Below are 23,854 nucleotides of genomic sequence, written 5' to 3' on the forward strand. Positions count from 1 at the left end.
AAAGATAAGCTTTGGACGACATATCAACGGGTATCTTATTTGCGCTACTCGCGTGTCTTATTGTTATTTCAGGATATTTTTCAGGTTCAGAGACAGGGATGATGTCTCTAAACCGCTACCGACTCAAACACCTTGCCAACCATGGTCATAAAGGTGCTAAACGCGTAGAAAAACTGCTTGATCGCCCTGATCGACTGATTGGTTTAATCTTAATCGGCAATAACCTAGTAAATATTCTTGCCTCAGCGATTGCCACTATTCTCGGTATGCGTTTATTTGGGGATTTAGGCGTCGCTATTGCGACCGGTGCCCTCACCCTAGTCATACTCGTCTTCGCAGAAGTGACCCCAAAAACCCTTGCTGCTCTGTATCCTGAAAAGGTTTCTTACGCTAGTAGTATCTTACTCACGATTCTAATGAAGGTGCTGTCACCTCTTGTTTTACTGGTCAATTTTATCACCAATGGTTTTATCCGCTTACTTGGTATAAAAGCAAACCACGGTGCGGAAGATCCGCTGAGCTCTGAAGAATTAAGAACCGTTGTAAATGAAGCCGGCAGTTTAATCCCTCGCCGCCACCAAGACATGCTGATATCGATTCTCGACCTCGAGCATGTCACCGTTAACGACATTATGGTGCCTCGCAATGAGATTACCGGTATTGATATCAACGATGACTGGAAATCTATCGTACGTCAGTTAACCCACTCTCCGCATGGTCGAGTTGTTCTATATCGCGATAAGATAGATGAAGTGGTGGGTATGTTGCGTTTACGTGAGTCTTATCGCCTGATGTTGGAAAAAAATGAGTCGACGAAAGAGACACTTTTGCGTGCGGCGGATGAAGTCTACTTTATTCCAGAAAGTACGCCTCTCAATGTCCAATTACTTAAGTTCCAACGCAATAAAGAGCGCATCGGTTTAATTGTCGACGAATATGGCGATATTATCGGCTTGATTACCTTAGAAGACATTCTTGAAGAGATCGTAGGGAAATTTACCACCTCTATTGCACCAAGTCTGTCTGATGAGATCAGCCCACAAGGTGATGGTAGCTTCCTGATTGAGGGCAGCGCCAATATCCGAGATATCAATAAAGGACTTAAGTGGTCTCTACCGACTGATGGACCTAGAACCTTGAACGGCCTAATCCTTGAGCATTTAGAAGATATCCCAGAAAGTCACCTCAGCGTGCAAGTATCTGGACACCCGATGGAGATCGTCGAGTTGGAAGAGAACCGCATCAAGCAGGTAAAAGTCTTTCCAAAACTGAAGTCAAAATAAATCGATTTCATTGAACCACATTCAAGATCAAAAAAGCCTTGGACTGACCAAGGCTTTTTAATACTCAGAGGAAAACGTTAGTCTTCAGTAACACTGAATAAGTTTTCCATATTCAGACCTTGCTTGATAAGAATTTCTCTTAATCGACGTAGGCCTTCTACCTGAATTTGGCGCACTCGCTCGCGAGTTAGATTGATCTCACGTCCTACTTCTTCCAGCGTTGAAGGCTCATAGCCAAGTAGGCCAAAGCGACGGGCTAACACTTCTTTCTGCTTAGGGTTAAGTTCATCTAACCAATGAATCAGAGAATCTCTAATATCGTCATCCTGCGTGGAGACCTCTGGATCTGAGTTATTGACATCCGGAATGATATCCAGCAAGGCTTTTTCGCCATCCCCACTGATCGGTGTATCAACCGAGCTTATACGCTCATTCAAACGCAGCATCTTACTGACATCATCAACTGGCTTATCGAGTTGTATTGCAATCTCTTCAGCGGTTGGTTCGTGATCGAGTTTCTGTGATAGTTCACGCGCTGTGCGCAGATAGATGTTTAGCTCTTTGACAACATGGATAGGTAAACGGATAGTGCGAGTTTGATTCATCAAAGCACGTTCAATGGTTTGGCGGATCCACCAAGTAGCATAAGTAGAGAATCTAAATCCACGTTCTGGATCAAATTTCTCAACCGCTCGGATCAAACCAAGATTACCCTCTTCGATAAGATCTAATAGAGCAAGGCCACGATTGCTGTAACGTCGGGAAATTTTTACAACTAGACGCAGATTACTTTCTATCATGCGTTTACGTGCGGCCTCATCGCCACGAAGAGAGCGCCTCGCGTATAGAACTTCTTCTTCTGCTGTGAGTAGTGGAGAAAAGCCAATTTCGCCTAAGTAAAGCTGTGTCGCATCTAAGCTTTTGCTTGATGCATCAAACTCTTCTTTGGAGTCCTCAGTTAAATCTAATTTAGTGGATTCGGTAGTTTGAAACGTATCCATCGTTTCGTCACTAACTTCGAATGATTCGACTTTCGTTGCTGCATTGCTGATACTCATAGCGCCTCCCCTTGGCGAGCTAGCAAGACATTACTACGTTTAATGTCGCTATTTTACTCTAATAGTAAATTTTATGGTAAGTAGCGTTTTGGATTGACTGACTTACCTTGATAGCGAATTTCAAAGTGCAAACGAACACTACTGGCTCCGGAGCTGCCCATTGTTGCAATCTTTTGGCCTGCTTTTACACTCTGTCCTTCGTGTACTAGCAACCGATCATTATGTGCATATGCACTGAGGTAATTGTCGTTATGTTTAATAATCACGAGATTACCGTAACCGCGTAGCGCATTGCCTGAATAAACGACGGTGCCACCTGCTGTTGATACGATAGATTGACCACGCTGTCCTGCGATATCAATACCTTTGTTCCCTTGATCTCCAGCAGAGAAGTTTTTGATTACTCTCCCTTTTGTTGGCCATAACCACTTGGAAATTTTGTTGTTGTTTGAAGTTGATTTACTGGCTGTGTTGGTCACTTTTTGTTTGTCGTTAGAACCAACATACTCCTTTGATTTCGATTGATCAACCTTCTTAGGAGGATCTTTTTTAACCTGTGTTTGATTGTTTTTTGTACTACTTGGGGTAACCTTTTGATTCGAGTTTTTACTCGACACTGTACTCGTTTGTGGTTTCGACGGTACTGCTGCAACCGCGATTGCAGCTCCAGCACCTGTACCACCATAGGCTGGAGCATTGTATGCAGGTTGCCATAACTTAAGCTTCTGACCAGGGTAAATCGTGTAAGGCGCTTTTAATGAGTTGTAGCTAATTATCTCATTAACATCCTTGTCAGTAACATAAGCAATGAAATATAGCGTGTCGCCTTTTTCTACCTGATAGTAACTGCCTCGATAACTGCCACGAGAAACAGAGCCATAGTCTTTTTGAAGACCAGATACTGGTGCAGGCGAATGAGCAGCACATCCAAATAACATACTGCTTAATCCAAGAATGAGAAGTAAGACGATACAACGCTTCATTACTATGCGAGGTCACCCGCGACTAAAGGAACAAAACGCACCATCTCAATGATCTCTGAACTGAATTGATCATCTTGGCGAGTGATCTTTAACAGTTGCTGCTCTTCTGTTCCAACCGGGATAACCATAATACCTTTATTATTCAGTTGCTCTAGTAATGCAGAGGGCACCGATTCGGCTGCCGCTGTGACGATAATGGCATCAAACGGTCCCTTGGCTGGCCAGCCTTGCCAACCATCGCCATGCTTAGTCGATACATTATATATATCTAACTGTTTAAGGCGCCTTTTCGCTTCCCACTGCAATGCTTTAATACGTTCGATAGAGTAAACATGATCGACAAGCTGCGCTAACACCGCAGTCTGATAACCCGACCCCGTTCCTATCTCAAGAACACGACTGTCTCTGCTTAGCTCTAACATTTCTGTCATTTTAGCGACAATGTAGGGCTGTGAAATTGTCTGTCCCTGACCAATAGGCAACGCGTTATTATCATAGGCTTGGTGCATCATCGCTTGAGAGACAAATTGCTCTCTAGGAAGGCGATAAATAGCATCAAGTACCTTTTTATCTTGTATGCCACTCGCGACAAGAAAGTCGATTAATCTGTCAGCATGTGGATTGACCATTGTTACTTATCCTTTAACCAATTATCCATACTCGCAAGAGACTCATGGGCCGTAAGATCGACTTGAAGCGGAGTGATGGACACGTAACCGCGTTCAATGGCAAAAAAGTCGGTACCTTCACCCGCATCTTGTTCTTTGCCTGGAGGACCAAGCCAATAAATATCATGACCACGCGGATCTTTCTGCTTAATCATTGCTTCTGCGTGATGGCGCGCACCAAGTCGAGTCACCACAGTGCCTTTCAGCTGTTCAGGCTTCACATCAGGAACATTAACATTCAGTAAACGGTTCGTTGGGATCGGTGATCGAGCATGCTGAGCAACCATTTGACGCGCAATATTGGCGGCAGTTCCAAAATGATGTTTGCCAACTAAAGAGAAAGCAATGGCTTGAACACCAAGAAAATGACCTTCCATCGCTGCCGCAACCGTGCCTGAATAGAGCACATCATCACCGAGGTTCGCACCATGATTAATGCCCGTTAAAACAAGATCAGGCAGTTGATCTTTCATCAATTCGTTGAGAGCAAAATGAACACAATCCGTCGGCGTACCTTGCACAGAATAGACCTGTGGAGCTATTTGATTCACTCGCAAAGGCTGCTCTAACGTCAGAGAGTTGGAAGCTCCTGAACGGTTACGGTCAGGGGCAACAATCGTCACCTCTGCCATATCGCGTAGCGCATCTGCCAGAGTATGAATGCCTTCCGCATGCACTCCATCATCGTTACTGATCAATATTCTCAGACGTCTATCGCTCATTGGTATTGGCGCTCCACTTCGATCTCTTCAATGAGTTCTCGAATAATCGCTGTCGCGAAACAACCAGCGTCCAGAGAGAAGGTTAGCGTTACATTATCTCCCTCGACTTCCCAACTCAGATCTTGAGGCATCAAGCCAATTTCACGACGATCATGGCGCATTCTATTACCACGAATCAATGCCATCAGATCGGGTTCCGCATCTAAATGAGGTTGCTCAAGCGTTAAAGCCTGATTCTTGGTAGGCAGTTCATTGTCACCGGCCAAAGCCGCTGTAAGCTGAACATCCCCTTGCATCAACTGGCTATTGACTTGATCTAAGCTGTCAAGTTCAACGGTTTGTAATGCGTTATCTTGTAGGATCAAATCACCATCGACAGCTTGCGTGAATAGACCTTTTTCAATCCGCTCAGAAACAATGCGGTTAAAAATCCATGAACGAGCCGCAGAAAGGTACAGACTGCGTTTGTTTTGGTTGCGCGTGCGAACATTTTCACGTCCCCAGCGTCTTGCCTCGCTAAGGTTGTTGCCTTGATTACCAAAACGCTGACTACCAAAATAATTTGGCACACCGACTTTACTCACCGCTTCTAGGCGCTGTAAAACATCAGCGACATCGGTGACTTCCGAGAGAGTGATAACAAATTGGTTCCCAACCAGATCGCCTGGACGTAACTTCTTGTTATGTCTATCTGTCGCCAATATCTCTATGTTCGGATATTGAGCAAGGAACGAAGAGAAGTCAGGCGTATCACCTTTAGGTAGATGAATGCTCAACCACTGCTCAGTAACAGCATGGCGATCTTTTAGACCAGCCCAACTGACATCCTTAGATTTTACACCACATACCTTTGCCAACTCGTTAGCGACAAAGCTGGTGTTTTCCCCGCTTTTACGGATGCGCACCATTAAATGCTCACCACTGCCAGTAAACTCAAAACCAAGATCTTCATTAACTTGGAAATGTTCTGGTTTGGCTTTTAGCTTACCTTTAGACGTTGGCTTACCATTTAAGTACGCCAATGAAGATAGAATATCAGACATAGTATTTTCCATACTGAACGAAGGATTGCTGTCGCATCCCCACGTTCAATAAGCTTTGTTATTCTTTAACAAGCAACACAACTGCTTCAGTTGCGATGCCTTCTTTTCGCCCAGTAAAACCAAGGCGTTCTGTCGTTGTTGCCTTGACATTAATATTAGTCAAATCGGTCTCAAGGTCTTGGGCTATAACTTGACACATAGCGTCGATATAAGGCGCCATTTTAGGGGCTTGGGCAATAATCGTAATATCCACATTCCCTAAAATATAGCCTTGCTGACGTACTCTCCGGTACACATCACGCAGCAAATCTCGACTGTTGGCGCCTTTCCATTTGTCATCCGTATCAGGAAAGTGTCGACCAATGTCTCCAGCAGCAATCGCACCAAGCAATGCATCACATAAAGCATGTAAAGCCACATCACCATCGGAATGAGCAATCAACCCTTGTTCATAGGGGACCTCGACACCGCCAATAACAACGGGACCTTCTCCACCAAATTTATGTACATCAAAGCCGTGGCCAATTCGAATCATGAGTTATCCTTTATTTCTCGTCAGATAAAACTCGGCTAACGCTAAATCTTCAGGTTGAGTTATTTTTATATTGTCAGCTCGGCCATGAACCAAAGCTGGCTTCTCCCCAAGCCATTCAATAGCAGACGCTTCGTCAGTAATTGGGACACCTTGGTCTAGTGCTTGCGACAAAGCATATCTAAGCGGTTGAGTTTTAAAAAGTTGTGGTGTTAATGCATGCCACAATGCTTCCCTATCAACGGTGTGGTCGATATTTTGTTGAGCATTCGCTCGTTTCATCGTATCTCTGACTGGCGTAGCAAGAATGCCACCGAGTTGATTGGTAACCGCTACCTTAATCAGATTATCGATGTCATTTAGGTCAACACAAGGTCTCGCCGCATCGTGAACCATTGCCCACTGCGCTAACTGATTACTCTCGATGTAATCAAGGGCTGATAGCACAGAGTCCGCTCTTTCCTTGCCTCCAGAGACTCTTATCACCTCTGGATTATTCGCCAAACTGAGTTGAGGAAAATATGGGTCATCATCACTGATGGCGACAATAACTTTGTCGACTAATGTGTGAGTTAAGAGCTTCTCAACAGTATGCTCGAGAATGGTTTTTCCTGATATTTTAAGATACTGCTTTGGACGATCTGCCTGCATGCGACTGCCGACACCCGCAGCAGGAACCACCGCCACAATGGAGAGTGAAGAGGTTAACGTCATTTAATTATTCTCTCCAACGATACGATAGAAAGTCTCACCTTCTTTAATCATACCTAGCTCATGCCTAGCACGTTCTTCGATAGCATCTAGGCCTTGGCGTAAATCGTCTATTTCTGCGAACATTTCATTGTTTCTAGCTTGAAGATTGTTATTCACTTGATGCTGAACCTGCGTTTCAGCGTTCACTGCTTGAAAATCTGAAATACCATTTTTGCCAAACCACAGTTCAAATTGTAGCCAGCCAAGAATCAAGCATAAGGTCAGTGCAAAAATTCGCATATGATTAATCAAAGAAGAGAAAGATCAAGACCACATATATACCACAATGTCGCTGCTGGCGCGAGATTGGGCTATGTGGTCTTAGTTAAGATCATGTTGAAAATGAGTTCGTTAGTTCAGTGTCAAAAACGCAATAAGTCCGACACCAAGTAGCAAACGGTAAATCACAAATGGGGTCATTCCCATACGAGAAATTAATTTCAAGAAGAAGTGAATACAAATATATGCACTAATAAATGACGTAACGATTCCCGTCATCAGGAAGCCGAAATGAATGGGCTCACCACTAGTTACTAATTTGAGACCTAAGTAACCACCCGCAAGCAGAATAATTGGGATAGACATTAGAAATGAGAAACGCGCTGCCGCTTCTCTAGTAAATCCGAGATAAAGTGCGGCGGTAATTGTCGCGCCTGAGCGAGAGGTTCCAGGGATCATTGCCAAAGCCTGACTGATACCGATAAACAGAGCTTTCTTCCAATCGGCACTATATTCATCATCCACTAACTTGGCATTTTTATCGACAAACCACAGCAGCAAGCCAAAAACGATGGTTGTTGTCGCAATGACCCATGCGCTACGCAAGTAGATTTCAATAAAGTCCTTCATCAGTAGGCCAAAGACACAAGCCGGAATCGTCGCTAAAACTATCATCCATGCCAGTTTTGACTCTTTGCTTCGCTCTCCCTTAAAAATGGAGGCAAAGAAAGCAGAAAGAAGACTAACAACTTCATTGCGGAAGTAAATCACCACCGCGGCTAACGTACCAACATGGACGGCAACATCAAAAGCTAGGCCTTGATCTTCCCAACCTAAAATTGCCGAAGGTAGAATTAGATGCGCTGAACTCGAAATGGGCAAGAATTCCGTCAAACCCTGAATTAGAGCCAGAATAAAGGCTTCAAAGTAACTCATTAAAATCTCATCTTTTTATTAGCTAAACCACATAGGAACAGGCTCTAGAACAACATCAAAATGGGACTGCTGCCAGATCTGTTCAATCGTTCGCCCATCTTGAGGCACAACCAGCTGTGGACAAAGCTCCACCAAAGGCTGGAGAACAAAAGCATATTTAAAAATATCGCTGCGTGGTAATTGCGGTTTTTCGCTGGAAACCTGTTCACCAAACAAAATAATGTCGAGATCGACCGTTCTTGGCTCAAACTTACCCGCGTCCACCGCGCGCCCCCATTTCAGCTCAATATCTCTCAATTGACGTGAAAATTCTGTCAATGTAAGTGATGTTTTGATCTCTGCCACTAAGTTGTAGAAGGCATGGCTTTCAAAACCAACGGCTTCGCATTCGAAAATCGTCGAAAGACGAATATCCTGCCCGAGAGCTCTAAGCTCTTCAATCGCCGCTTGAATATGCTTGCGTCGATCGATATTCGATCCTATGCCAACATAAGCGGTTATCATGCAACGCCTCGTTCGATGATAACACCCACTCCTTTAGCTTGCGGTACAGCTCCTGGCTTGGTTAAACGAATCTTAATCCAAGGCACATTGAAACGCGTCATGATCAACTCAGCGATCTCTTCTGCAACACGCTCAACAAGCAGGAAACGTCCACCTTCAATATACGATAGAACGGCGGAACTCACCTGAGCATAATCCAAAGCATCAACAACATCATCGCTTTTACCTGCCGGACGATTGTCATGAGCCATTTCAATATCAAGCACTAACTTTTGCTTAATCTCTTGCTCCCAGTCGTATACACCGATCGTAGTAATTACTTCCAATTGCTCAATAAATACTTTGTCCATCTGTTACTTCCTTAGAGGTCGGATACCCAAATCAGGTAAAAAGTCGTACAATTTCTGCCTCAAACCTCGTACATGTGTAGTTTGAGAGCGTCAAGCGCGATATGATATCAGTTACTTGCTTGGCTAACACCTGTTTCGGACGAGTTCTCTACTATGACCCCACTAGCGCTGGTTATGATCATTTCAGCCTATCTACTAGGCTCGATCTCGAGTGCGGTTTTAATTTGTCGTATTTTGAGATTGCCGGATCCACGAGGAGTGGGTTCGAACAATCCGGGCGCAACGAATGTTCTTCGAATCGGAGGCAAGAAAGCCGCGGTTGCTGTCTTACTCTGTGACATGCTGAAAGGCACCATACCCGTCTGGGGTGGTTACTTTTTAGGTATTGATCCCATTATGCTAGGCGTGATTGCCATAGCGGCTTGCTTAGGACATATGTACCCTATTTTCTTCCATTTTAAAGGCGGAAAAGGCGTAGCAACTGCACTGGGCGCGATCGCTCCTATTGGATTAGATCTGACCGCGATGATTATTGCTACGTGGATTGGTGTTGCTTTTTTGTTTCGATATTCTTCACTCGCGGCACTTGTCACTGTATTGCTCGCACCGTTCTACACTTGGATGATAAAGCCACAATATACTCTGCCAGTCGCCATGCTCTGCTGTCTGATCATTTTCAGACACCATCAGAATATAAAACGCCTATTGGAAGGCACTGAACCTAAAGTCGGTGAAAAGAAGAATGGATTAAATAAAGCCTCATAACGAGGCTTTATTTTTGGATGGCGAACAACTTTAAGCGTGAATTCTGTCTAGGAAATTTTTAAGCATTTCTGTGACAAATTCCGGCTGTTCAAGATTCGAGATATGCCCAGCCCTCGGGATCTGAATGAGTTCTGAACCACTAATGCAATCGTGCATAAGATAAGACTCTAGCACTGGGCGAGGTTTATCCTCCTGCCCAACTGCAATCAGCACCGGCAGAGCAAACTTCTCAATATCTTCAATCTGATCTCGACGACCAAACACCATTCGCCCTACTCGTGCGACCTCTACAGCTTTCTCACCTTTCAATGCCAGCAGAGATTGAACGAACTGATCCACCAATTGAGGGTTATCTTGCTGAACATTATTGGCAAAAAATAGCGGCGTGACGGCTTCGGCAATCGGTGCAGGCACCGCTTGTGCCTGACAGATGGCATCGAGCATCGCAAAATACTTTTTATGGGTAACTTCAGGCTCCAAGCCAACAAATGTATCCATCAGAACTAGGGCATTCACACGCTGCGGCGCGAGTGAGACAAGTTCAGTCCCCCACATTCCCCCAACCGATAAACCAACCAGTGAGAAAGTTTCAATATCTAGGTGATCCATCAACGCAAGAATTTGCTGAGCGTAGTCAGTCAGTGAGCGTGTTGAACTAGGAGCAAAGTCAGAATCACCATGTGCCCACAACTCAGGGACAATACAACGATAGTGTTGGCTCAATGCCTCAACCTGCGGAGCCCACATTTGGCTGTCCCACAAGTAGCTGTGACCAAAAACAATCACAGGTCCTTGACCTACATCCTGATAAGCCATTTCACAGCCATCAATGGCAAACTTATTCATCTTTTGTATTCCAGATATTATTTCAAAAGTGCAGCCTATCATTATTTGCGTAATGAAGAGCTCGGAGCTTAGATATAGCAAGGTCGCCCAATGAGGCGACCTTTTTTATGCATCGTTAGATTATGCAATAGACTCAAGTTGGTCGATCGGCCAACGTGGCACCGCTTGAACGGAAAGATCGGCGACTTCACCATTTTTTAGACGCTGCATACCTGCGTAAGCGATCATCGCGCCATTGTCGGTACAGAACTCAGTTCTAGGGTAGTAAACTTCGCCGCCGATTTTCTTCGCAAGCTGTTCTAAATCGGCACGTAATCTGCGGTTAGCACTAACGCCACCTGCAATTACGATACGCTTGAATCCCGTTTGTTCCAGTGCACGCTTACACTTGATAGTTAAGGTTGCACACACTGCCTCTTCAAACGCAAGGGCGATATCTGCACGCGTTTGCTCATCATCGCCATTCGCTGCAATGGTATTCGCGGTAAAAGTTTTTAAACCAGAAAAACTCATATCTAGACCCGGACGATCTGTCATTGGTCGTGGAAACTTGAAGCGACCAGGCGTGCCTTTTTCGGCCAATTTCGATAGCAGTGGACCTCCAGGATAATCGAGCCCCATCAGTTTCGCGGTTTTGTCGAACGCTTCACCTGCTGCATCATCAATCGATTCACCCAGAATCTTGTATTCACCGATGCCTTTAACTTCAACCATCATAGAGTGTCCACCCGACACTAACACCGCAACAAACGGGAAAGGAGGTGGATTGTCTTCCAGCATCGGAGCAAGTAGGTGGCCTTCCATATGATGCACAGGAACCGCCGGAACTCCCCAAGCATAAGCAAGGCTGCGACCGATTGTTGCGCCGACTAACAACGCCCCCACAAGACCAGGGCCTGCCGTGTAAGCAACGCCGTCAATATCTTTTGGAGTCAGATTTGCCTCAGCCATAGCGGCCTTGATCAACGGAATTGTTTTCTTAACGTGATCACGAGAAGCCAGTTCAGGAACGACACCACCGTAATCGGCGTGAAGTTTTACCTGACTATAAAGCTGATGAGAAAGTAGCCCCTTCTCATCATCATAAATAGCAATTCCCGTTTCATCACAAGAGGTTTCGATACCAATAATGCGCATGGTTTACCCTGGATGTCTTTGTCTCAAATTCAAAATTGGCGCAATCTTACCGCGCCTTAGCTTCTCAAACAAATTTTGTGCAAACTCTACCCAACAAAATACTTTACAAAGCCAGTGTGATCGGATTAAAATTCCGCACCATTTTTGATCAAGCTGATTGTAGACCTAGCGACTAAGTTAGGTACTGTGAAGTCAGCATTAACGAATTAACCCCTGAGGTGAAAGGCATATGCCAGTAGTTAAAGTACGTGAAAACGAACCGTTCGACGTTGCACTACGTCGTTTCAAACGCTCTTGCGAAAAAGCAGGTATCCTTTCTGAAGTGCGTCGTCGTGAGCACTACGAAAAACCAACTACAGTTCGCAAACGCGCTAAAGCAGCAGCTCAAAAGCGTCACGCTAAGAAGCTTGCTCGCGAAAACGCTCGTCGCGTTCGCCTGTACTAATAACTAAGTCCTAAAGGATTCTAGTTATGGCTCTGATTGAAAAACTCAAAGAAGAGCAAAAATTAGCGATGAAAGCCAAGGACAAAGCGCGCCTTGGCACTATCCGTTTAGCTCTGTCAGCAATTAAGCAACGTGAAGTAGACGAACAGATTACTCTGAACGACGACGACATTCTTGCTGTTCTGACTAAAATGGTTAAACAACGTCGCGACTCTGTCGCTCAATTTGAAGCAGCTAATCGTCAAGATTTAGCTGATGCAGAGAAAGCTGAAATTACCGTACTTGAGGAATTTATGCCTCAACCACTCACTGACGATGAGGTAGCAGCATTGGTTGACAATGCGATTGCTGAATCAGGTGCTGCGGGCATGCAAGACATGGGTAAAGTAATGGGCGTTCTTAAACCTCAAATTCAAGGGCGTGCAGATATGGGTAAAGTAAGTGGTTTAGTTCGCTCTAAACTGGCTTAATCTCCCAAATCAATTGCAACAAGCCGTGCTATCCTTCGGAATGCGCGGCTTGTTTGTATCTACTCTTTCATTTTTTGTTAGTGCGTTTTTCTAAGGTTTTATGGCAGGACACATCCCTCGTAGTTTCATTGATGACCTCCTCGCTCGACTCGATATTGTCGACATTGTTGACGCTCGCGTAAAACTTAAGAAAAAAGGCAAAAACTACGGCGCTTGCTGCCCTTTCCACAACGAAAAAACGCCGTCTTTCAGCGTCTCTCAAGAAAAACAGTTCTATCATTGCTTTGGCTGTGGTGCACACGGTAACGCCATTGATTTTATGATGGAGTATGAACGCTTAGAGTTTGTCGAGGCGATTGAAGAACTCGCCTCTTACCTCGGATTGGACGTTCCTAGAGAACAAAGACAAGGCGGTGGTTTTCAATCCAACCAACCGCGAGCCAATACGGAACAAAAGCGTAATCTATACGACATTATGGGCAGCATTGCTCAGTTTTATCGTGATCAGCTCAAACTGCCTAAAAGCAAAATAGCCATTGATTATCTGAAAGATCGTGGGTTGTCCGGCCAAATTGTACAGAAATTTGGTATTGGATATATAGCCGATGAATGGGACTTAGTACGCAAGAATTTTGGTCAAACACAGCAAACGCAAGATATGTTGGTTACTGGCGGTATGCTGATCGAAAACGATAATGGCAATCGCTACGACCGTTTTCGTGGACGTGTGATGTTTCCAATTCGAGATCGCCGTGGACGAGTGATTGGATTTGGTGGCCGTGTTATTGGCGACGGCACGCCTAAATACCTAAACTCTCCAGAGACGCCGATCTTCCATAAAGGCAAAGAGCTTTACGGCCTTTATGAAGTCATGCAAGCATACCGAGAGCCACCACAAATCTTAGTGGTTGAAGGCTATATGGATGTGGTTGCTTTGGCCCAGTATGGCGTGGATTACTCCGTCGCTTCGCTAGGTACATCGACAACAGGTGATCATATACAGCTGCTTTTCCGCCAAACAAATACCGTGGTGTGTTGTTATGATGGTGACAGAGCGGGTAAAGAAGCCGCGTGGCGCGCTCTTGAAAATGCGCTTCAGTATTTAAAAACCGGTAACACGCTTAAATTTTTGTTCCTACCTGATGGCGAAGACCCCGATAGCTTTGTCCGTGCACACGGTAAAGAAGCATTGGAACAAAAAATTGAGCAGGCTACTCCACTTTCAAGCTATCTATTTGATAACCTGATCGAAATCCATCAGTTAAACCTTGGGAGCCATGAAGGTAAGTCGGCGCTAAGGGCACACGCCAGTGCGCTTATTGACAAGATTCCAGATCCCTATTTTCAAGAGTTACTTGAAAAACTCTTAGATGAAAGAACAGGATTTGATAATAGGCTTCGCCAAGCTCGCAAAAAAAACACAGAGACTCGACCTCAGCCACATAAAGAGATCAAGCGCACACCAATGCGTGAAGTGATCGCTTTGCTTATTCAAAATCCGAACTATGCTGATATGGTACCGGATCTCTCAACTGTGAGAGAGTTAACAGTGCCTGGTCTAAGTTTATTTGTCGAAGTGCTTGAATATTGTCACCAGCACCCCAATATAACTACGGGCCAGCTACTTGAGCGCTGGCGAAATAGTAGCCATGAGGCATTGTTGTCACGTCTAGCTGGGTGGGAAATCCCCCTCGACGAAGACAACGAAAAAGATATATTTTTAGACTCGCTGGACAAAATTCTTGCCCAGTGTGTTGAAAAGCAAATTGAAAATCTGCAGGCCAAAGAAAGAAGCGTCGGTTTATCAACCGAAGAGAAACGGGAGCTACTAGCGTTAATGCTAGATTTAAAAGCGTAACCCTATTCAGATAGTCAGCAATCAATTAATTTGTTAAGATGTGTGGTTTGCAACTCGCATACTAATTCCTTCACCAGATACTAAGTTGGATACCGTCTATGGATCAAAATCCGCAGTCACAGCTAAAACAACTTGTCATTAAAGGCAAGGAACAAGGCTATCTGACCTACGCAGAAGTAAACGACCACCTGCCAGCAGAAATCGTCGATTCAGAGCAGGTCGAAGATATCATTCAAATGATCAACGACATGGGCATCCGAGTAGTAGAAACTGCTCCTGATGCTGATGATCTTGCACTGAATGATGACGATACAATTACCGATGAAGATGCTGCAGAAGCCGCAGCGGCTGCGCTATCTAGCGTAGAAAATGAGATCGGCCGTACTACAGACCCTGTTCGCATGTACATGCGTGAAATGGGTACTGTTGAACTATTGACTCGTGAAGGCGAGATCGATATTGCTAAGCGTATTGAAGATGGTATTAACCAAGTTCAAAATGCAGTGGCAGAGTATCCGGGCACTATCCCATACATCCTCGAGCAATTTGATAAAGTTCAAGCTGAAGAGCTACGTCTGACCGACCTAATTACCGGTTTCGTTGATCCAGATGCAGATGAAACAACAGCACCGACAGCGACGCACATCGGTTCTGAGCTTGCTGAATCTGATCTTGAAGATGAAGACGCAGATTCAGACGACGAAGATGTGGATGACGACGAAACCGAAGAGGAAGAAGATACAGGTATTGATCCTGAACTTGCTCTAGAGAAGTTTACTTCGCTACGTAACACTTTCCAAAACTTCCAGCTAGCGTGCAATGAATACGGTGGTGAAAGTTCAAAAGCACAAGCCGCTCACGAGCTTGTGTTAGATGTGTTCAAAGAGTTCCGTCTAACTCCAAAACAGTTCGACTACCTAGTTGAAGAGCTACGCACTTCAATGGAACGTGTACGTACTCAAGAGCGTCTTATCATGAAGGCAGCGGTTGAGTATGGCAAAATGCCGAAGAAATCATTCATCACGCTATTCACGGGTAATGAATCAAGTGATGCATGGCTTGACGAGATCTTAGCGTCTGATAAACCATACGCCGAAAAAATTCGTCGCAGTGAAGAAGATATTCGCCGTTCAATTTCAAAACTGAAAATGATCGAAGAAGAAACTTCTCTGACAGTTCAAAGCATCAAAGATATCAGCCGTCGTATGTCTATCGGTGAAGCGAAAGCTCGTCGTGCGAAGAAAGAGATGGTTGAAGCGAACTTACGTCTGGTTATTTCTATCGCTAAGAAATACACCAACCGCGGCCTACAATTCTTGGATCTTATCCAAGAAGGTAACATCGGCCTGATGAAAGCAGTAGATAAGTTCGAATATCGTCGTGGTTACAAGTTCTCAACTTACGCCACTTGGTGGATTCGTCAGGCAATTACTCGCTCGATTGCAGACCAAGCTCGTACGATTCGTATTCCGGTTCACATGATTGAAACCATCAACAAACTGAACCGTATCTCTCGTCAAATGCTACAAGAGATGGGCCGTGAGCCTCTGCCAGAAGAGCTAGCAGAGCGCATGCAAATGCCTGAAGATAAGATTCGTAAAGTACTTAAAATCGCTAAAGAGCCAATCTCTATGGAGACACCAATCGGTGACGACGAAGATTCGCATCTAGGTGATTTTATCGAGGATACTACGCTAGAACTGCCTCTAGACTCTGCAACCGCAACCAGTCTAAAAGTAGCAACTAAAGATGTTCTAGCAGGTTTGACTCCGCGTGAAGCGAAAGTACTGCGTATGCGTTTTGGTATCGACATGAACACTGACCATACTTTAGAAGAAGTAGGTAAGCAGTTTGACGTAACTCGTGAACGTATCCGTCAGATCGAAGCAAAAGCACTGCGTAAACTTCGTCACCCTAGCCGCTCAGAAACTCTACGCAGCTTCCTAGACGAATAGTCGATAGCTTATTTTCTCGACAATTGATTAAAAGGTGGGCTAAAGCTCACCTTTTTTATATCTATTCGATTTAAGTGGATAAAAACTAAGCGCATTTATACCCGTTACTGGCTAGACAGCTAGATCCTCATCCCCTATAATCATTGCCCTATAAGGCCCCTTAGCTCAGTGGTTAGAGCAGTCGACTCATAATCGATTGGTCCCCAGTTCAAGTCTGGGAGGGGCCACCAAATTCCAGAAGGTTAGTAAGCGTAGTGTTTACTAACCTTTTTTTGTACCTGACGATTTTGGGTCAGGTAATGGGTCAGGTAAGCCCCAATCACGCACTCTTCTCTGCCTTCTTCCAATACTAATCCGAATACTACGCTGTTGCCAAATATGTCGTTTTGGCTGATAAATATCTCTCATAGAGAACAAAGAGAGGTATTAAACTCGCAAGCCAACCATAAGTAACTTAAATTACACTTATAGATAATTTCTTATACAGTCACGACAAAAGTGAGTTATAGTGAACTTATATATTAAGACCAACCCAATAGTGACAAAAGTACATTAAAAGGCACTTATGAAAAAAGGTAAGATGGTAAAGGCACAACCTATGCCTGATTTGAATACCGAGTTCAGTATGGAAACGCTGGGGAGCGCCATTCGCTCAAAGCGTACCGATAGAGGCTGGCGTATTGATGATCTCGCTTCCAAAGCCAACTTATCTCGTAGAACCGTCATGAAGGTAGAAAAAGGCGATACCAGTGTCACCTTTGCCAATGTACTCGTCCTCATGGACATCTTAGGGCTATCGCTACGTCTTATCGATTTAAACCTATTTGTTCGTCCACATAGCCAAATAACCTCCCAAGCTGAAAACAGCGTGAGAAGCAGTGAGGACGGTTGGTATGAGTAAGTTACAACAGTTAGACGTGTTTATCGGTACGAATACCAAAATTGGTCGTTTGATTCTTCCTGTCGGAACAGAAACAGAGTTCTCATTCATCTATGACGATGAATGGAAACACACTGGTTTCCCGATTTCGCCACACATCCCTTTCGATGATCAAGCTTCGCCACGTAGTATCGAGAACTACCTCAGAAATCTCCTTCCTGAAGGAGAAGCCTTTGAGGAGATGATACAAAACACCACTATCTCCAAAAGCAACACGTTCGGGCTGATTCGTAAGCTTGGTGCGGAAACATCTGGCGCACTATCTTTTCGAGTTCAAAGCTCGGAACTTGGGGAAACCAGTTTTAGATCTGTTCCTGATGATGAACTAATAGAACGACTAGAGCGAAATCTAGCGCCATTAGTGTATTGGGACGGTAAGGTTCGCCTTTCGGTTGCTGGTGTTCAAAACAAGTTAAACTTACTTAAGCGCGGTGATGAATGGGGGTTTGGTGAAGGCAAATTAAGTTCGAACTACATTCTGAAGTTTGAAAGCGGTAGTGCACCGTGTATTGCTGTTAATGAGTTCTTTTGTATGACATTAGCCAAGCTAGCAGGCTTGGACGTCGCTAATGTTGAGTTAACTCGCATTGGGAAAACTAGGACACTGATCATAGAGCGGTTCGATCGTGCCTATATCGAGGCGAGTGATGTCGTTCAACGAAGACATGTGATTGATGGCTGTCAGGCAACTGACTTACCTCCAGGTTACAAATACGAGCGTCAGAATGGGGATGAAGGCGATGGCGTATATATGCGTGATGGCGTTTCTTTCCCACGCTTACTGAGCGTCAAAACCATAGACACGGTCATCACTAACCTAAAGCTCACTCAATGGATGCTCTTTAATCTAGCAACGCTAAACTACGATGCTCATGGTAAAAACATTAGCTTCTTCGTCACCCCTAAAGGCCTAGAACTGACCCCTTTTTATGATTTAGTAAACATAGAAGCAATCGCTCAAGAGGGAGCAAAACACAACTCACGAAGCGGTAAGTTGTCTGCTGATGAGAGTCGTGCCGCCAGTATCCCTCAATATTTTGCAATGTCGATTGGAGATTGGGAAAGTGAAGACTTTCAAAATCCGCCGAAAGGTAACTTCAAACGCCCTATCACCAGCTATGATTTAGCTGAATTCGGCGCTCTGCTGAGTTATTCAGGCAGCAAAATGGCTTCCATAATGGTAGAAACCGTTGGTGCTATAAAAAATGCTCTGAAGGAAGCGATTGAACTTACCGAAGCCCAAGGAATCGAGGATGGAGAACGTGAACATATAGAACTATGTGTATCACTCATTCACTCAGAATGTGACAACTTGCTAGCTCAAGCCGACAGCGTGCCAGAAATGAGTGAGCTTCTTTAATGGATAATACAGGGGCTATAGTAATAGATTTATAGATTATTTTTGGGCATTTTTGAGTTAGAGAATACTAAAAGTCTCTAAAAAGTCTCTAAAAGAAGTCTCTAAAAGGACAGGCACTATAAATCTAAAAGGACAGGCACTATTAAAAGATACTTATGCTCCAGGCATAATCTATCGGTGAAATCGGTATTAATTTGTCCGACAGGGGGAGAGGGGTGCGTTCTGTCTGTCACGGTTTTGCGTGAATGAGTCTATTGAGGCTTTTTTGAGTAACGAGTGATTCACCAAAAACATTTTTGGTTTCGTGTGGGTTTCTTACTAGAAATTTAATGGTTGGTTAATCGCTTAGCTATCCAACCGAAGTAAATTGAGTCGCTTTCGATTCATCAGCTGTTTGGCCATCATTGCGCTTTGGGTACAACCTACTGTAGTGCAGCGTAGCCGCTCCAGTCGTGCCCTGTTGCCTTCTTGGGTAACTATGATGGCTATCTGCAAACCGATGGTTATGGTGCTTATGATGGGCTTCATCTCGTCACCAATGTCGGTTGCTTCGCGCATGCTCGGCGCAAGTTCATGGACGCGAAAAAGCTTCAAGGCAAAGGCAAGCCAGGTAAAGCGGATAAAGCGCTGGCCAAAATCCAGAAGCTTTATGGGATAGAATCACGCTTAAAAGGTGAGTCTGCTGAAAAACGAAGAGCAGAGCGTCAAACAGACGCCAAACCGATACTCGATGAGCTTTACGAATGGATGACAACTCAACAAGTGCTTGAGTCTAGCCCGCTGGTTATTGGGAGAAAGAACTCTTATGACCTTTTTCAAGTTTTTCGACAAAACCTCTCTCTCCTCTGTGAGGCGAGGCATGTTTTCAACGCTAGAATCGCCTGAAAGTGAATCAGCAATTACTTGGGTTATACATACTCTTATTCGGGGATCTTTAGCCCCAACATGGTTTTCGTAATGAGTTTACCTCTATCTGGCTGCTAGTATCTAACCGAGTGGTCGACTTAAATTCTTAACGAGGATTACTCACCTTGATCTTCTTCACTTTCAGGCAAATTTTATGCTTTCTGGCTCCGTGTGGATACAGCAATATCCCACATAAAGCCAAGCAATTCTCTTGCAACAGCAGTAATGGCGACTTGTGATTTCTTTCCCTTAGCAACTAAGCTCCGATAGCGAAAGCACAACCTTTGCTGAGCCTTCCAAGAAATATCTTTGGCCTCTTGGCAGACGCTGTCGGGACGGTAAGTCACTAACCAGTTACCAACTTTTGCATTATTCCTGTAAGCCCATGCTGCCTCATACAGCAGCCGTCTTAACTCAACATTGCCAGCTTTAGTAATTCCGAATTTACGAGTAGTGCTACCACTAGAGTACTCACCAGGTATTAGGCCAAGGAATGCCATAATTTGCTTAGGATTACTAAATCGTGAAAAGTCTCCGAGTTCAGTCGCTACAGAGATAGCGATGGTACGACCAACACCTTTTAACGCTTGTAACTGATTGACGAGGTTGTATAAGGACCAATTAGGTAGTAATCGATCAATTTCTTGGTCTAGTTGCTCTATTCGATTTTCTATTTGCTCTAAGCTCTGTCGATAATGCTCGTATGCTATTTGCTGGGAGGCGATAGGAAAAGATTGATTTGCGAGCCATACTCGGTGGCGAACAGTCCACATTTTTTTCTCGTAACGTTTTCCTGTTCTCAGAAGAATACTCTGGATACGTTGCTTAGCAACCTTAGTATCTTTTTTCGCACAGCTTCTAGCTCTAACTAGATCGCGCATAGCTTCATGTGTCATGTCGGGAACCCAGACATCTACCAACTCACCCGCTCTTAATAGTCGAGCGAGAGCAACTGCATCTCGATGATCATTTTTGATCTTATTAGTCGATATCTTAGGAATTCTAGAGGGGGCAACAACGGTACAATCGATATTCATGCTGAGCAACAATCGATATAGTCCATAGCCAGTAGGTCCTGCTTCGTAGCAGACAAGAATAGAGCCGTGGAGCTTGATGAGCTTCTTCATTAGCCGAATGACGGAGTCTTTTGCTGAAGAAATATTGCCATAGAATCGCACTTCCCCTTGCCGTTCTGGGTTTGCAACCGCAACGGCAATAGTGTCCTTGTGTACATCTAGCCCAATGTAAGCAGAGTAGTTGACGGATTTCATATTGATGACCTCCAAAAATGCACCATAGGTGAGTCTTAGTATATAAGGTCATACCATCTGGCTCTTCTCGACCAATCCCAATGGAGCTGAAGCGAGTGCGATGCTTTACAGTATCGTCGAGACCGCGAAAGCCAATGGACTCATCCTCTACGACTACATGGTCAAGTGTATGAAAGAGCTGGCGAAAGCGGAGCCAGATATCGATGCGCTCCTGCCTTGGAACTTCAAACACTAGCAGTGTCGCCCCGTGGGATCATGGGGCGGATACGTTTGAATTTAGTGTTACATTGAATGTTACATGAAAATCCTACTTCAAAAGGAACTGAACCCCCGTCCAAATATAACTTTTAGCTATTACGGACTGACGAAATCATAGCAAAATAATCTTAAAATTATCTGCGACCGTTAGCTATCAGTAGGTGATCAGTTATTATCGAGCAATGAGTTTAGCATACTCGATGAGGACGGGATTAGACCAACTTTTAGACCAAAAGGTTTGAAGACTTTATTCAATATGTCTGTTTTGTAGTTACCACGATCATTCTCTATATCAGAGAGGGTTTTTCGGGACACATCTACGAGCCTTGCGTAAACATCTTGCTTTAAACCTAAAACATTGATCCGAAGCTCTTTCAGTGCCTGACCTTGGGTTAGTTCGCCGAACAGTAGTTGTTTAACTATTTGATTTACTATCCTGCTGCGTTCGGTTGCTTTTGGAGGTAGAGTCTTTTTTGATGCCCTTTGAGAAGTGCGACCTCCGATGTTAACAGTATCAGCCTTTACGTTGTCGTCACTGTTTGTATTGTGAGGACTAGAGACCTGTTTGCGATTATGTCGGAGACGGTTAACGACATCATTTATAGACTCTTTAGATGACTTGTTATTATTGCTCATAACAGCCCCCATTTTTTCAATTTTCCAGGGATATGATTTAATCCAATAGCTGGCATTTTAATGATCTGCTCTGGAACCCCACGAGCGACCAGTCGTTCTTTAAGATCCAGACATTTTTCTGAGGTATCTTTAAGCTCGCTCAGTAAGAGCTCACTCGGCACAAGGTCAGACAGTGATTCTGCAATACCGATAAAATTGTAAGTGCCTCCAACTTCTAGTGGGGCTTTCCATTTTGTAGTTCTTGGAATACCTTCTGGATCGGCTTTCATTGGAGCAAAATCGTAGATTGGGGCTAATTTAATATAACCATCACCTTTTAAGAATGAGGTGTTTCTACCGTGGTTGTCGCTATTGCCAAATAGGATGTTGAGTAAGTCTCTCTTTACCCACTCTACAACAAAGCTCTGAACATCAAAGTCATACCCTTGATTTTGCACCATATGACTATGGGTGATTTTTTCAATTAACGTTCTAATCGTCGCTTCATGCTCTAGAGTAACGCCTGCACCTTTATTCAAAATGGAGTAGACAGACTCCATTCCGAATTTTTCAATCTGTTGCTTTTCGTTAAAACGAATATCAAACCTAGGCAACCATAAAGAAGGGTAGTTTAATCCTTCTTCTAATCGCATATTTTGGATTGGTATGGTATCAAAACCCATAGAGGTGAGTTCGTGATAATAATGAAACTCAGCTCGAAGAATATTGCAGTCAACAGTGCTTCTTGAGCCTCTAGGATACTTGACTAAATAGTGTAGATCTTGGTTGGTGTTATCATCTTGATAAGGATCGATCCATATCTTACTTGGCTCTGTGATTTCTTTAGAGCAACGCAAGATTAGTTTTGGAGCTTCACCTCCTGCGCCTGTCGCACCGCCAGCCGCAGCCCCTCTTTGTTGAGCATAATCTAAAAAGTCACTTGCGCGGTTTTTTACATCGTCTAGAGAAAAGTAGAGGGTATCTGACTCTTCATAGCTTTCTGGTAGAGAGTCTTTTACTCGCAAGTTGCCGATAGGCGACATTGTGCCAAACTTTAGTAAAACATAGTCTTGTTCATCAATTGAAAGATCTTCAATGTCTAGATGTTTGACCCAATAGCGTCTGCTTGCCCCACTTGGCATTATGTCATCAAGAAAAGTTAGCCATCCAGGCCGCCCCATGTCGTCAAAGAAAAAAGATACAGGCAGGTTCATTGATACGGCGTGTAGGTCATCTTTTTCATGATGTTCTAATGCGTAGTCTCCGAGGTAATTGAGTTCAGTCACTCGGAAGTTGTTCTGTTTACTTTTCGGAAATGAAATGACAGCAATGTCTAGCCATTCACCTTTGATAAAAGCTTGTATGTTTAATTCTTCCATTGAGGACTCCACTCTATCTATGAGTACTATAGTACTCATAATGCTTGGTTTTATCAATTAATGTGTAAATTTTTACGCATAGTTGATAGGAAAACCTGTGTAGGATTCCAGTTTAGAGATCAGCTCGTTGTTCAAATTAGCATGGTAGTGCGGAGTATACAGCATAGTGCCCTGCTAATTAAGAGTTAGTTATTTCCATATGTGTTGTGGGTAAAAATAGCCACTGTTCACGCTTTAAATAAATTTCATCGGTGATTGATTGGAAGGCGTATCTATTGCTAATGATAATTTCACTACTCATTATCTTGATTTTTCTTCATTTATGAAACCTTAACTACTCATTAGTTATTTAAAGAGTTTGAGACTGAGAAACAAAAGCTGGGAATATAAGGTTCTGTTCATTTTTTAGTTTGTTCATAAAAAATGAACAGGGGAAGAAAATGAACACTTGATGCTGAGGAATCCCCTGATGATTTAGATAAAAATCATCAAGTTAAGGTAGATGCACATCTTGTCATGTGATCAAATGGTTTCGCCAAAAAACAACAACCAAACAACAAGATGCGCGAACTCAATATCTTACATGATTCTCTCTACC

At 44.0% G+C, this 23,854-nt stretch carries 24 protein-coding genes, 1 tRNA gene and 2 pseudogenes; 11 read left to right on the top strand and 16 right to left on the bottom strand.

What is annotated here, in order from left to right:
• Positions 1-11: 11 nt before the first annotated feature.
• Positions 12-1,283 (top strand): HlyC/CorC family transporter, encoded by a 1,272-nt coding sequence (locus tag QTN94_RS14165; protein ID WP_331427996.1) that lies wholly within the window; start codon positions 12-14, stop codon positions 1,281-1,283.
• Between the two features lie 77 nt (positions 1,284-1,360).
• On the opposite strand, the gene rpoS is transcribed toward QTN94_RS14165, so the two are convergent.
• The 11 genes from rpoS to folB form a co-directional block, all read right to left on the bottom strand.
• On the bottom strand, positions 1,361-2,341 hold the full coding sequence (gene rpoS / locus QTN94_RS14170; RefSeq protein ID WP_331427997.1) for an RNA polymerase sigma factor RpoS: 981 nt from the start codon (positions 2,339-2,341) through the stop codon (positions 1,361-1,363).
• A 71-nt stretch (positions 2,342-2,412) separates the two neighbouring features.
• On the bottom strand, positions 2,413-3,324 hold the full coding sequence (gene nlpD, locus QTN94_RS14175) for a murein hydrolase activator NlpD (protein WP_269377484.1): 912 nt from the start codon (positions 3,322-3,324) through the stop codon (positions 2,413-2,415).
• A gap of 2 nt (positions 3,325-3,326) precedes the next feature.
• Complete coding sequence (locus tag QTN94_RS14180) at positions 3,327-3,953, bottom strand: protein-L-isoaspartate(D-aspartate) O-methyltransferase (protein ID WP_138971397.1); 627 nt, start codon at positions 3,951-3,953, stop codon at positions 3,327-3,329.
• A gap of 2 nt (positions 3,954-3,955) precedes the next feature.
• Positions 3,956-4,714, bottom strand: a complete 759-nt coding sequence (gene surE / locus QTN94_RS14185; RefSeq protein ID WP_331416932.1) for a 5'/3'-nucleotidase SurE — start codon at positions 4,712-4,714, stop codon at positions 3,956-3,958.
• Positions 4,711-5,757, bottom strand: a complete 1,047-nt coding sequence (truD, locus tag QTN94_RS14190) for a tRNA pseudouridine(13) synthase TruD (protein WP_331416933.1) — start codon at positions 5,755-5,757, stop codon at positions 4,711-4,713. The genes surE and truD overlap by 4 nt, the downstream gene beginning before the upstream one ends.
• A gap of 58 nt (positions 5,758-5,815) precedes the next feature.
• Complete coding sequence (ispF, locus tag QTN94_RS14195) at positions 5,816-6,292, bottom strand: 2-C-methyl-D-erythritol 2,4-cyclodiphosphate synthase (RefSeq protein ID WP_331416935.1); 477 nt, start codon at positions 6,290-6,292, stop codon at positions 5,816-5,818.
• Between the two features lie 3 nt (positions 6,293-6,295).
• Positions 6,296-7,003, bottom strand: a complete 708-nt coding sequence (gene ispD, locus QTN94_RS14200) for a 2-C-methyl-D-erythritol 4-phosphate cytidylyltransferase (RefSeq protein WP_331416936.1) — start codon at positions 7,001-7,003, stop codon at positions 6,296-6,298.
• The gene (ftsB, locus tag QTN94_RS14205; RefSeq protein WP_138971402.1) at positions 7,004-7,282 is read right to left on the bottom strand and encodes a cell division protein FtsB; all 279 of its coding nucleotides are present in this window, start codon (positions 7,280-7,282) and stop codon (positions 7,004-7,006) included.
• Positions 7,283-7,393: 111 nt separating this feature from the next.
• A complete protein-coding gene (locus QTN94_RS14210; protein ID WP_138971403.1) occupies positions 7,394-8,197 on the bottom strand; it encodes an undecaprenyl-diphosphate phosphatase in 804 nt (267 codons plus the stop codon).
• A gap of 18 nt (positions 8,198-8,215) precedes the next feature.
• Positions 8,216-8,701, bottom strand: coding sequence for a 2-amino-4-hydroxy-6-hydroxymethyldihydropteridine diphosphokinase (gene folK / locus QTN94_RS14215; RefSeq protein ID WP_331427998.1), 486 nt, complete (start codon positions 8,699-8,701; stop codon positions 8,216-8,218).
• Complete coding sequence (folB, locus tag QTN94_RS14220) at positions 8,698-9,051, bottom strand: bifunctional dihydroneopterin aldolase/7,8-dihydroneopterin epimerase (protein WP_138971405.1); 354 nt, start codon at positions 9,049-9,051, stop codon at positions 8,698-8,700. Before folB ends, folK begins: the two co-directional genes overlap by 4 nt.
• A 153-nt stretch (positions 9,052-9,204) precedes the next feature.
• On the opposite strand from folB, the gene plsY reads away from it, so the two are divergent.
• Positions 9,205-9,816 carry a glycerol-3-phosphate 1-O-acyltransferase PlsY gene (plsY, locus tag QTN94_RS14225; protein ID WP_138971406.1) on the top strand — a complete coding sequence of 204 codons (612 nt, stop codon included), beginning with the start codon at positions 9,205-9,207 and terminating at the stop codon, positions 9,814-9,816.
• Positions 9,817-9,846: 30 nt separating this feature from the next.
• Here plsY and QTN94_RS14230 read toward each other — a convergent pair whose 3' ends face one another.
• Complete coding sequence (locus QTN94_RS14230; RefSeq protein WP_331416938.1) at positions 9,847-10,662, bottom strand: alpha/beta fold hydrolase; 816 nt, start codon at positions 10,660-10,662, stop codon at positions 9,847-9,849.
• A gap of 120 nt (positions 10,663-10,782) precedes the next feature.
• Positions 10,783-11,799: a tRNA (adenosine(37)-N6)-threonylcarbamoyltransferase complex transferase subunit TsaD gene (tsaD, locus tag QTN94_RS14235; RefSeq protein WP_138971408.1), complete on the bottom strand. Its 1,017-nt coding sequence runs from the start codon at positions 11,797-11,799 to the stop codon at positions 10,783-10,785.
• A gap of 229 nt (positions 11,800-12,028) precedes the next feature.
• Between tsaD and rpsU the strand changes: the two genes are divergently transcribed.
• The 8 genes and pseudogenes from rpsU to QTN94_RS14275 form a co-directional block, all read left to right on the top strand.
• Positions 12,029-12,244, top strand: a complete 216-nt coding sequence (rpsU, locus tag QTN94_RS14240; protein WP_001145625.1) for a 30S ribosomal protein S21 — start codon at positions 12,029-12,031, stop codon at positions 12,242-12,244.
• A 26-nt stretch (positions 12,245-12,270) separates the two neighbouring features.
• The gene (locus QTN94_RS14245; RefSeq protein ID WP_331428000.1) at positions 12,271-12,714 is read left to right on the top strand and encodes a GatB/YqeY domain-containing protein; all 444 of its coding nucleotides are present in this window, start codon (positions 12,271-12,273) and stop codon (positions 12,712-12,714) included.
• A 100-nt stretch (positions 12,715-12,814) separates the two neighbouring features.
• The gene (gene dnaG / locus QTN94_RS14250; RefSeq protein WP_331416942.1) at positions 12,815-14,572 is read left to right on the top strand and encodes a DNA primase; all 1,758 of its coding nucleotides are present in this window, start codon (positions 12,815-12,817) and stop codon (positions 14,570-14,572) included.
• A gap of 98 nt (positions 14,573-14,670) precedes the next feature.
• A complete protein-coding gene (gene rpoD, locus QTN94_RS14255; RefSeq protein ID WP_331428002.1) occupies positions 14,671-16,527 on the top strand; it encodes an RNA polymerase sigma factor RpoD in 1,857 nt (618 codons plus the stop codon).
• A 154-nt stretch (positions 16,528-16,681) separates the two neighbouring features.
• Positions 16,682-16,757, top strand: a tRNA-Ile gene (locus QTN94_RS14260).
• 335 nt (positions 16,758-17,092) lie between these two features.
• The gene (locus QTN94_RS14265) at positions 17,093-17,428 is read left to right on the top strand and encodes a helix-turn-helix domain-containing protein (protein ID WP_005489540.1); all 336 of its coding nucleotides are present in this window, start codon (positions 17,093-17,095) and stop codon (positions 17,426-17,428) included.
• The gene (locus tag QTN94_RS14270) at positions 17,421-18,827 is read left to right on the top strand and encodes a HipA domain-containing protein (protein ID WP_331428003.1); all 1,407 of its coding nucleotides are present in this window, start codon (positions 17,421-17,423) and stop codon (positions 18,825-18,827) included. Before QTN94_RS14265 ends, QTN94_RS14270 begins: the two co-directional genes overlap by 8 nt.
• 447 nt (positions 18,828-19,274) lie before the next feature.
• Positions 19,275-19,646 (top strand): annotated as a pseudogene (locus QTN94_RS14275) (IS66 family transposase); the annotation flags it as partial.
• A 239-nt stretch (positions 19,647-19,885) separates the two neighbouring features.
• Here the strand turns inward: QTN94_RS14275 and QTN94_RS14280 are convergent.
• Complete coding sequence (locus QTN94_RS14280) at positions 19,886-21,004, bottom strand: IS110 family transposase (protein WP_138972479.1); 1,119 nt, start codon at positions 21,002-21,004, stop codon at positions 19,886-19,888.
• A 46-nt stretch (positions 21,005-21,050) separates the two neighbouring features.
• Between QTN94_RS14280 and QTN94_RS14285 the strand changes: the two are divergent.
• Positions 21,051-21,239: pseudogene (locus QTN94_RS14285) on the top strand (transposase domain-containing protein); the annotation flags it as partial.
• A 188-nt stretch (positions 21,240-21,427) separates the two neighbouring features.
• On the opposite strand, the gene QTN94_RS14290 reads toward QTN94_RS14285, so the two are convergent.
• Both QTN94_RS14290 and QTN94_RS14295 read right to left on the bottom strand, forming a co-directional pair.
• Complete coding sequence (locus QTN94_RS14290) at positions 21,428-21,898, bottom strand: helix-turn-helix transcriptional regulator (protein ID WP_138971740.1); 471 nt, start codon at positions 21,896-21,898, stop codon at positions 21,428-21,430.
• Positions 21,895-23,256: a type II toxin-antitoxin system HipA family toxin gene (locus tag QTN94_RS14295; protein ID WP_138971739.1), complete on the bottom strand. Its 1,362-nt coding sequence runs from the start codon at positions 23,254-23,256 to the stop codon at positions 21,895-21,897. Before QTN94_RS14295 ends, QTN94_RS14290 begins: the two co-directional genes overlap by 4 nt.
• Positions 23,257-23,854 lie beyond the last annotated feature (598 nt).

Source organism: Vibrio sp. M250220 (genome assembly GCF_036533795.1).
Classification (GTDB): domain Bacteria; phylum Pseudomonadota; class Gammaproteobacteria; order Enterobacterales; family Vibrionaceae; genus Vibrio.

Bases quoted from the DNA above. Each gene is read 5' to 3' on its own strand.
- rpoS (WP_331427997.1), bottom strand. From the start codon at position 2,341: ATGAGTATCAGCAATGCAGCAACGAAAGTCGAATCATTCGAAGTTAGT.
- nlpD (WP_269377484.1), bottom strand. From the start codon at position 3,324: ATGAAGCGTTGTATCGTCTTACTTCTCATTCTTGGATTAAGCAGTATG.
- QTN94_RS14180 (WP_138971397.1), bottom strand. From the start codon at position 3,953: ATGGTCAATCCACATGCTGACAGATTAATCGACTTTCTTGTCGCGAGT.
- surE (WP_331416932.1), bottom strand. From the start codon at position 4,714: ATGAGCGATAGACGTCTGAGAATATTGATCAGTAACGATGATGGAGTG.
- truD (WP_331416933.1), bottom strand. From the start codon at position 5,757: ATGTCTGATATTCTATCTTCATTGGCGTACTTAAATGGTAAGCCAACG.
- ispF (WP_331416935.1), bottom strand. From the start codon at position 6,292: ATGATTCGAATTGGCCACGGCTTTGATGTACATAAATTTGGTGGAGAA.
- ispD (WP_331416936.1), bottom strand. From the start codon at position 7,003: ATGACGTTAACCTCTTCACTCTCCATTGTGGCGGTGGTTCCTGCTGCG.
- ftsB (WP_138971402.1), bottom strand. From the start codon at position 7,282: ATGCGAATTTTTGCACTGACCTTATGCTTGATTCTTGGCTGGCTACAA.
- QTN94_RS14210 (WP_138971403.1), bottom strand. From the start codon at position 8,197: ATGAGTTACTTTGAAGCCTTTATTCTGGCTCTAATTCAGGGTTTGACG.
- folK (WP_331427998.1), bottom strand. From the start codon at position 8,701: ATGATAACCGCTTATGTTGGCATAGGATCGAATATCGATCGACGCAAG.
- folB (WP_138971405.1), bottom strand. From the start codon at position 9,051: ATGGACAAAGTATTTATTGAGCAATTGGAAGTAATTACTACGATCGGT.
- plsY (WP_138971406.1), top strand. From the start codon at position 9,205: ATGACCCCACTAGCGCTGGTTATGATCATTTCAGCCTATCTACTAGGC.
- QTN94_RS14230 (WP_331416938.1), bottom strand. From the start codon at position 10,662: ATGAATAAGTTTGCCATTGATGGCTGTGAAATGGCTTATCAGGATGTA.
- tsaD (WP_138971408.1), bottom strand. From the start codon at position 11,799: ATGCGCATTATTGGTATCGAAACCTCTTGTGATGAAACGGGAATTGCT.
- rpsU (WP_001145625.1), top strand. From the start codon at position 12,029: ATGCCAGTAGTTAAAGTACGTGAAAACGAACCGTTCGACGTTGCACTA.
- QTN94_RS14245 (WP_331428000.1), top strand. From the start codon at position 12,271: ATGGCTCTGATTGAAAAACTCAAAGAAGAGCAAAAATTAGCGATGAAA.
- dnaG (WP_331416942.1), top strand. From the start codon at position 12,815: ATGGCAGGACACATCCCTCGTAGTTTCATTGATGACCTCCTCGCTCGA.
- rpoD (WP_331428002.1), top strand. From the start codon at position 14,671: ATGGATCAAAATCCGCAGTCACAGCTAAAACAACTTGTCATTAAAGGC.
- QTN94_RS14265 (WP_005489540.1), top strand. From the start codon at position 17,093: ATGAAAAAAGGTAAGATGGTAAAGGCACAACCTATGCCTGATTTGAAT.
- QTN94_RS14270 (WP_331428003.1), top strand. From the start codon at position 17,421: ATGAGTAAGTTACAACAGTTAGACGTGTTTATCGGTACGAATACCAAA.
- QTN94_RS14280 (WP_138972479.1), bottom strand. From the start codon at position 21,004: ATGAAATCCGTCAACTACTCTGCTTACATTGGGCTAGATGTACACAAG.
- QTN94_RS14290 (WP_138971740.1), bottom strand. From the start codon at position 21,898: ATGAGCAATAATAACAAGTCATCTAAAGAGTCTATAAATGATGTCGTT.
- QTN94_RS14295 (WP_138971739.1), bottom strand. From the start codon at position 23,256: ATGGAAGAATTAAACATACAAGCTTTTATCAAAGGTGAATGGCTAGAC.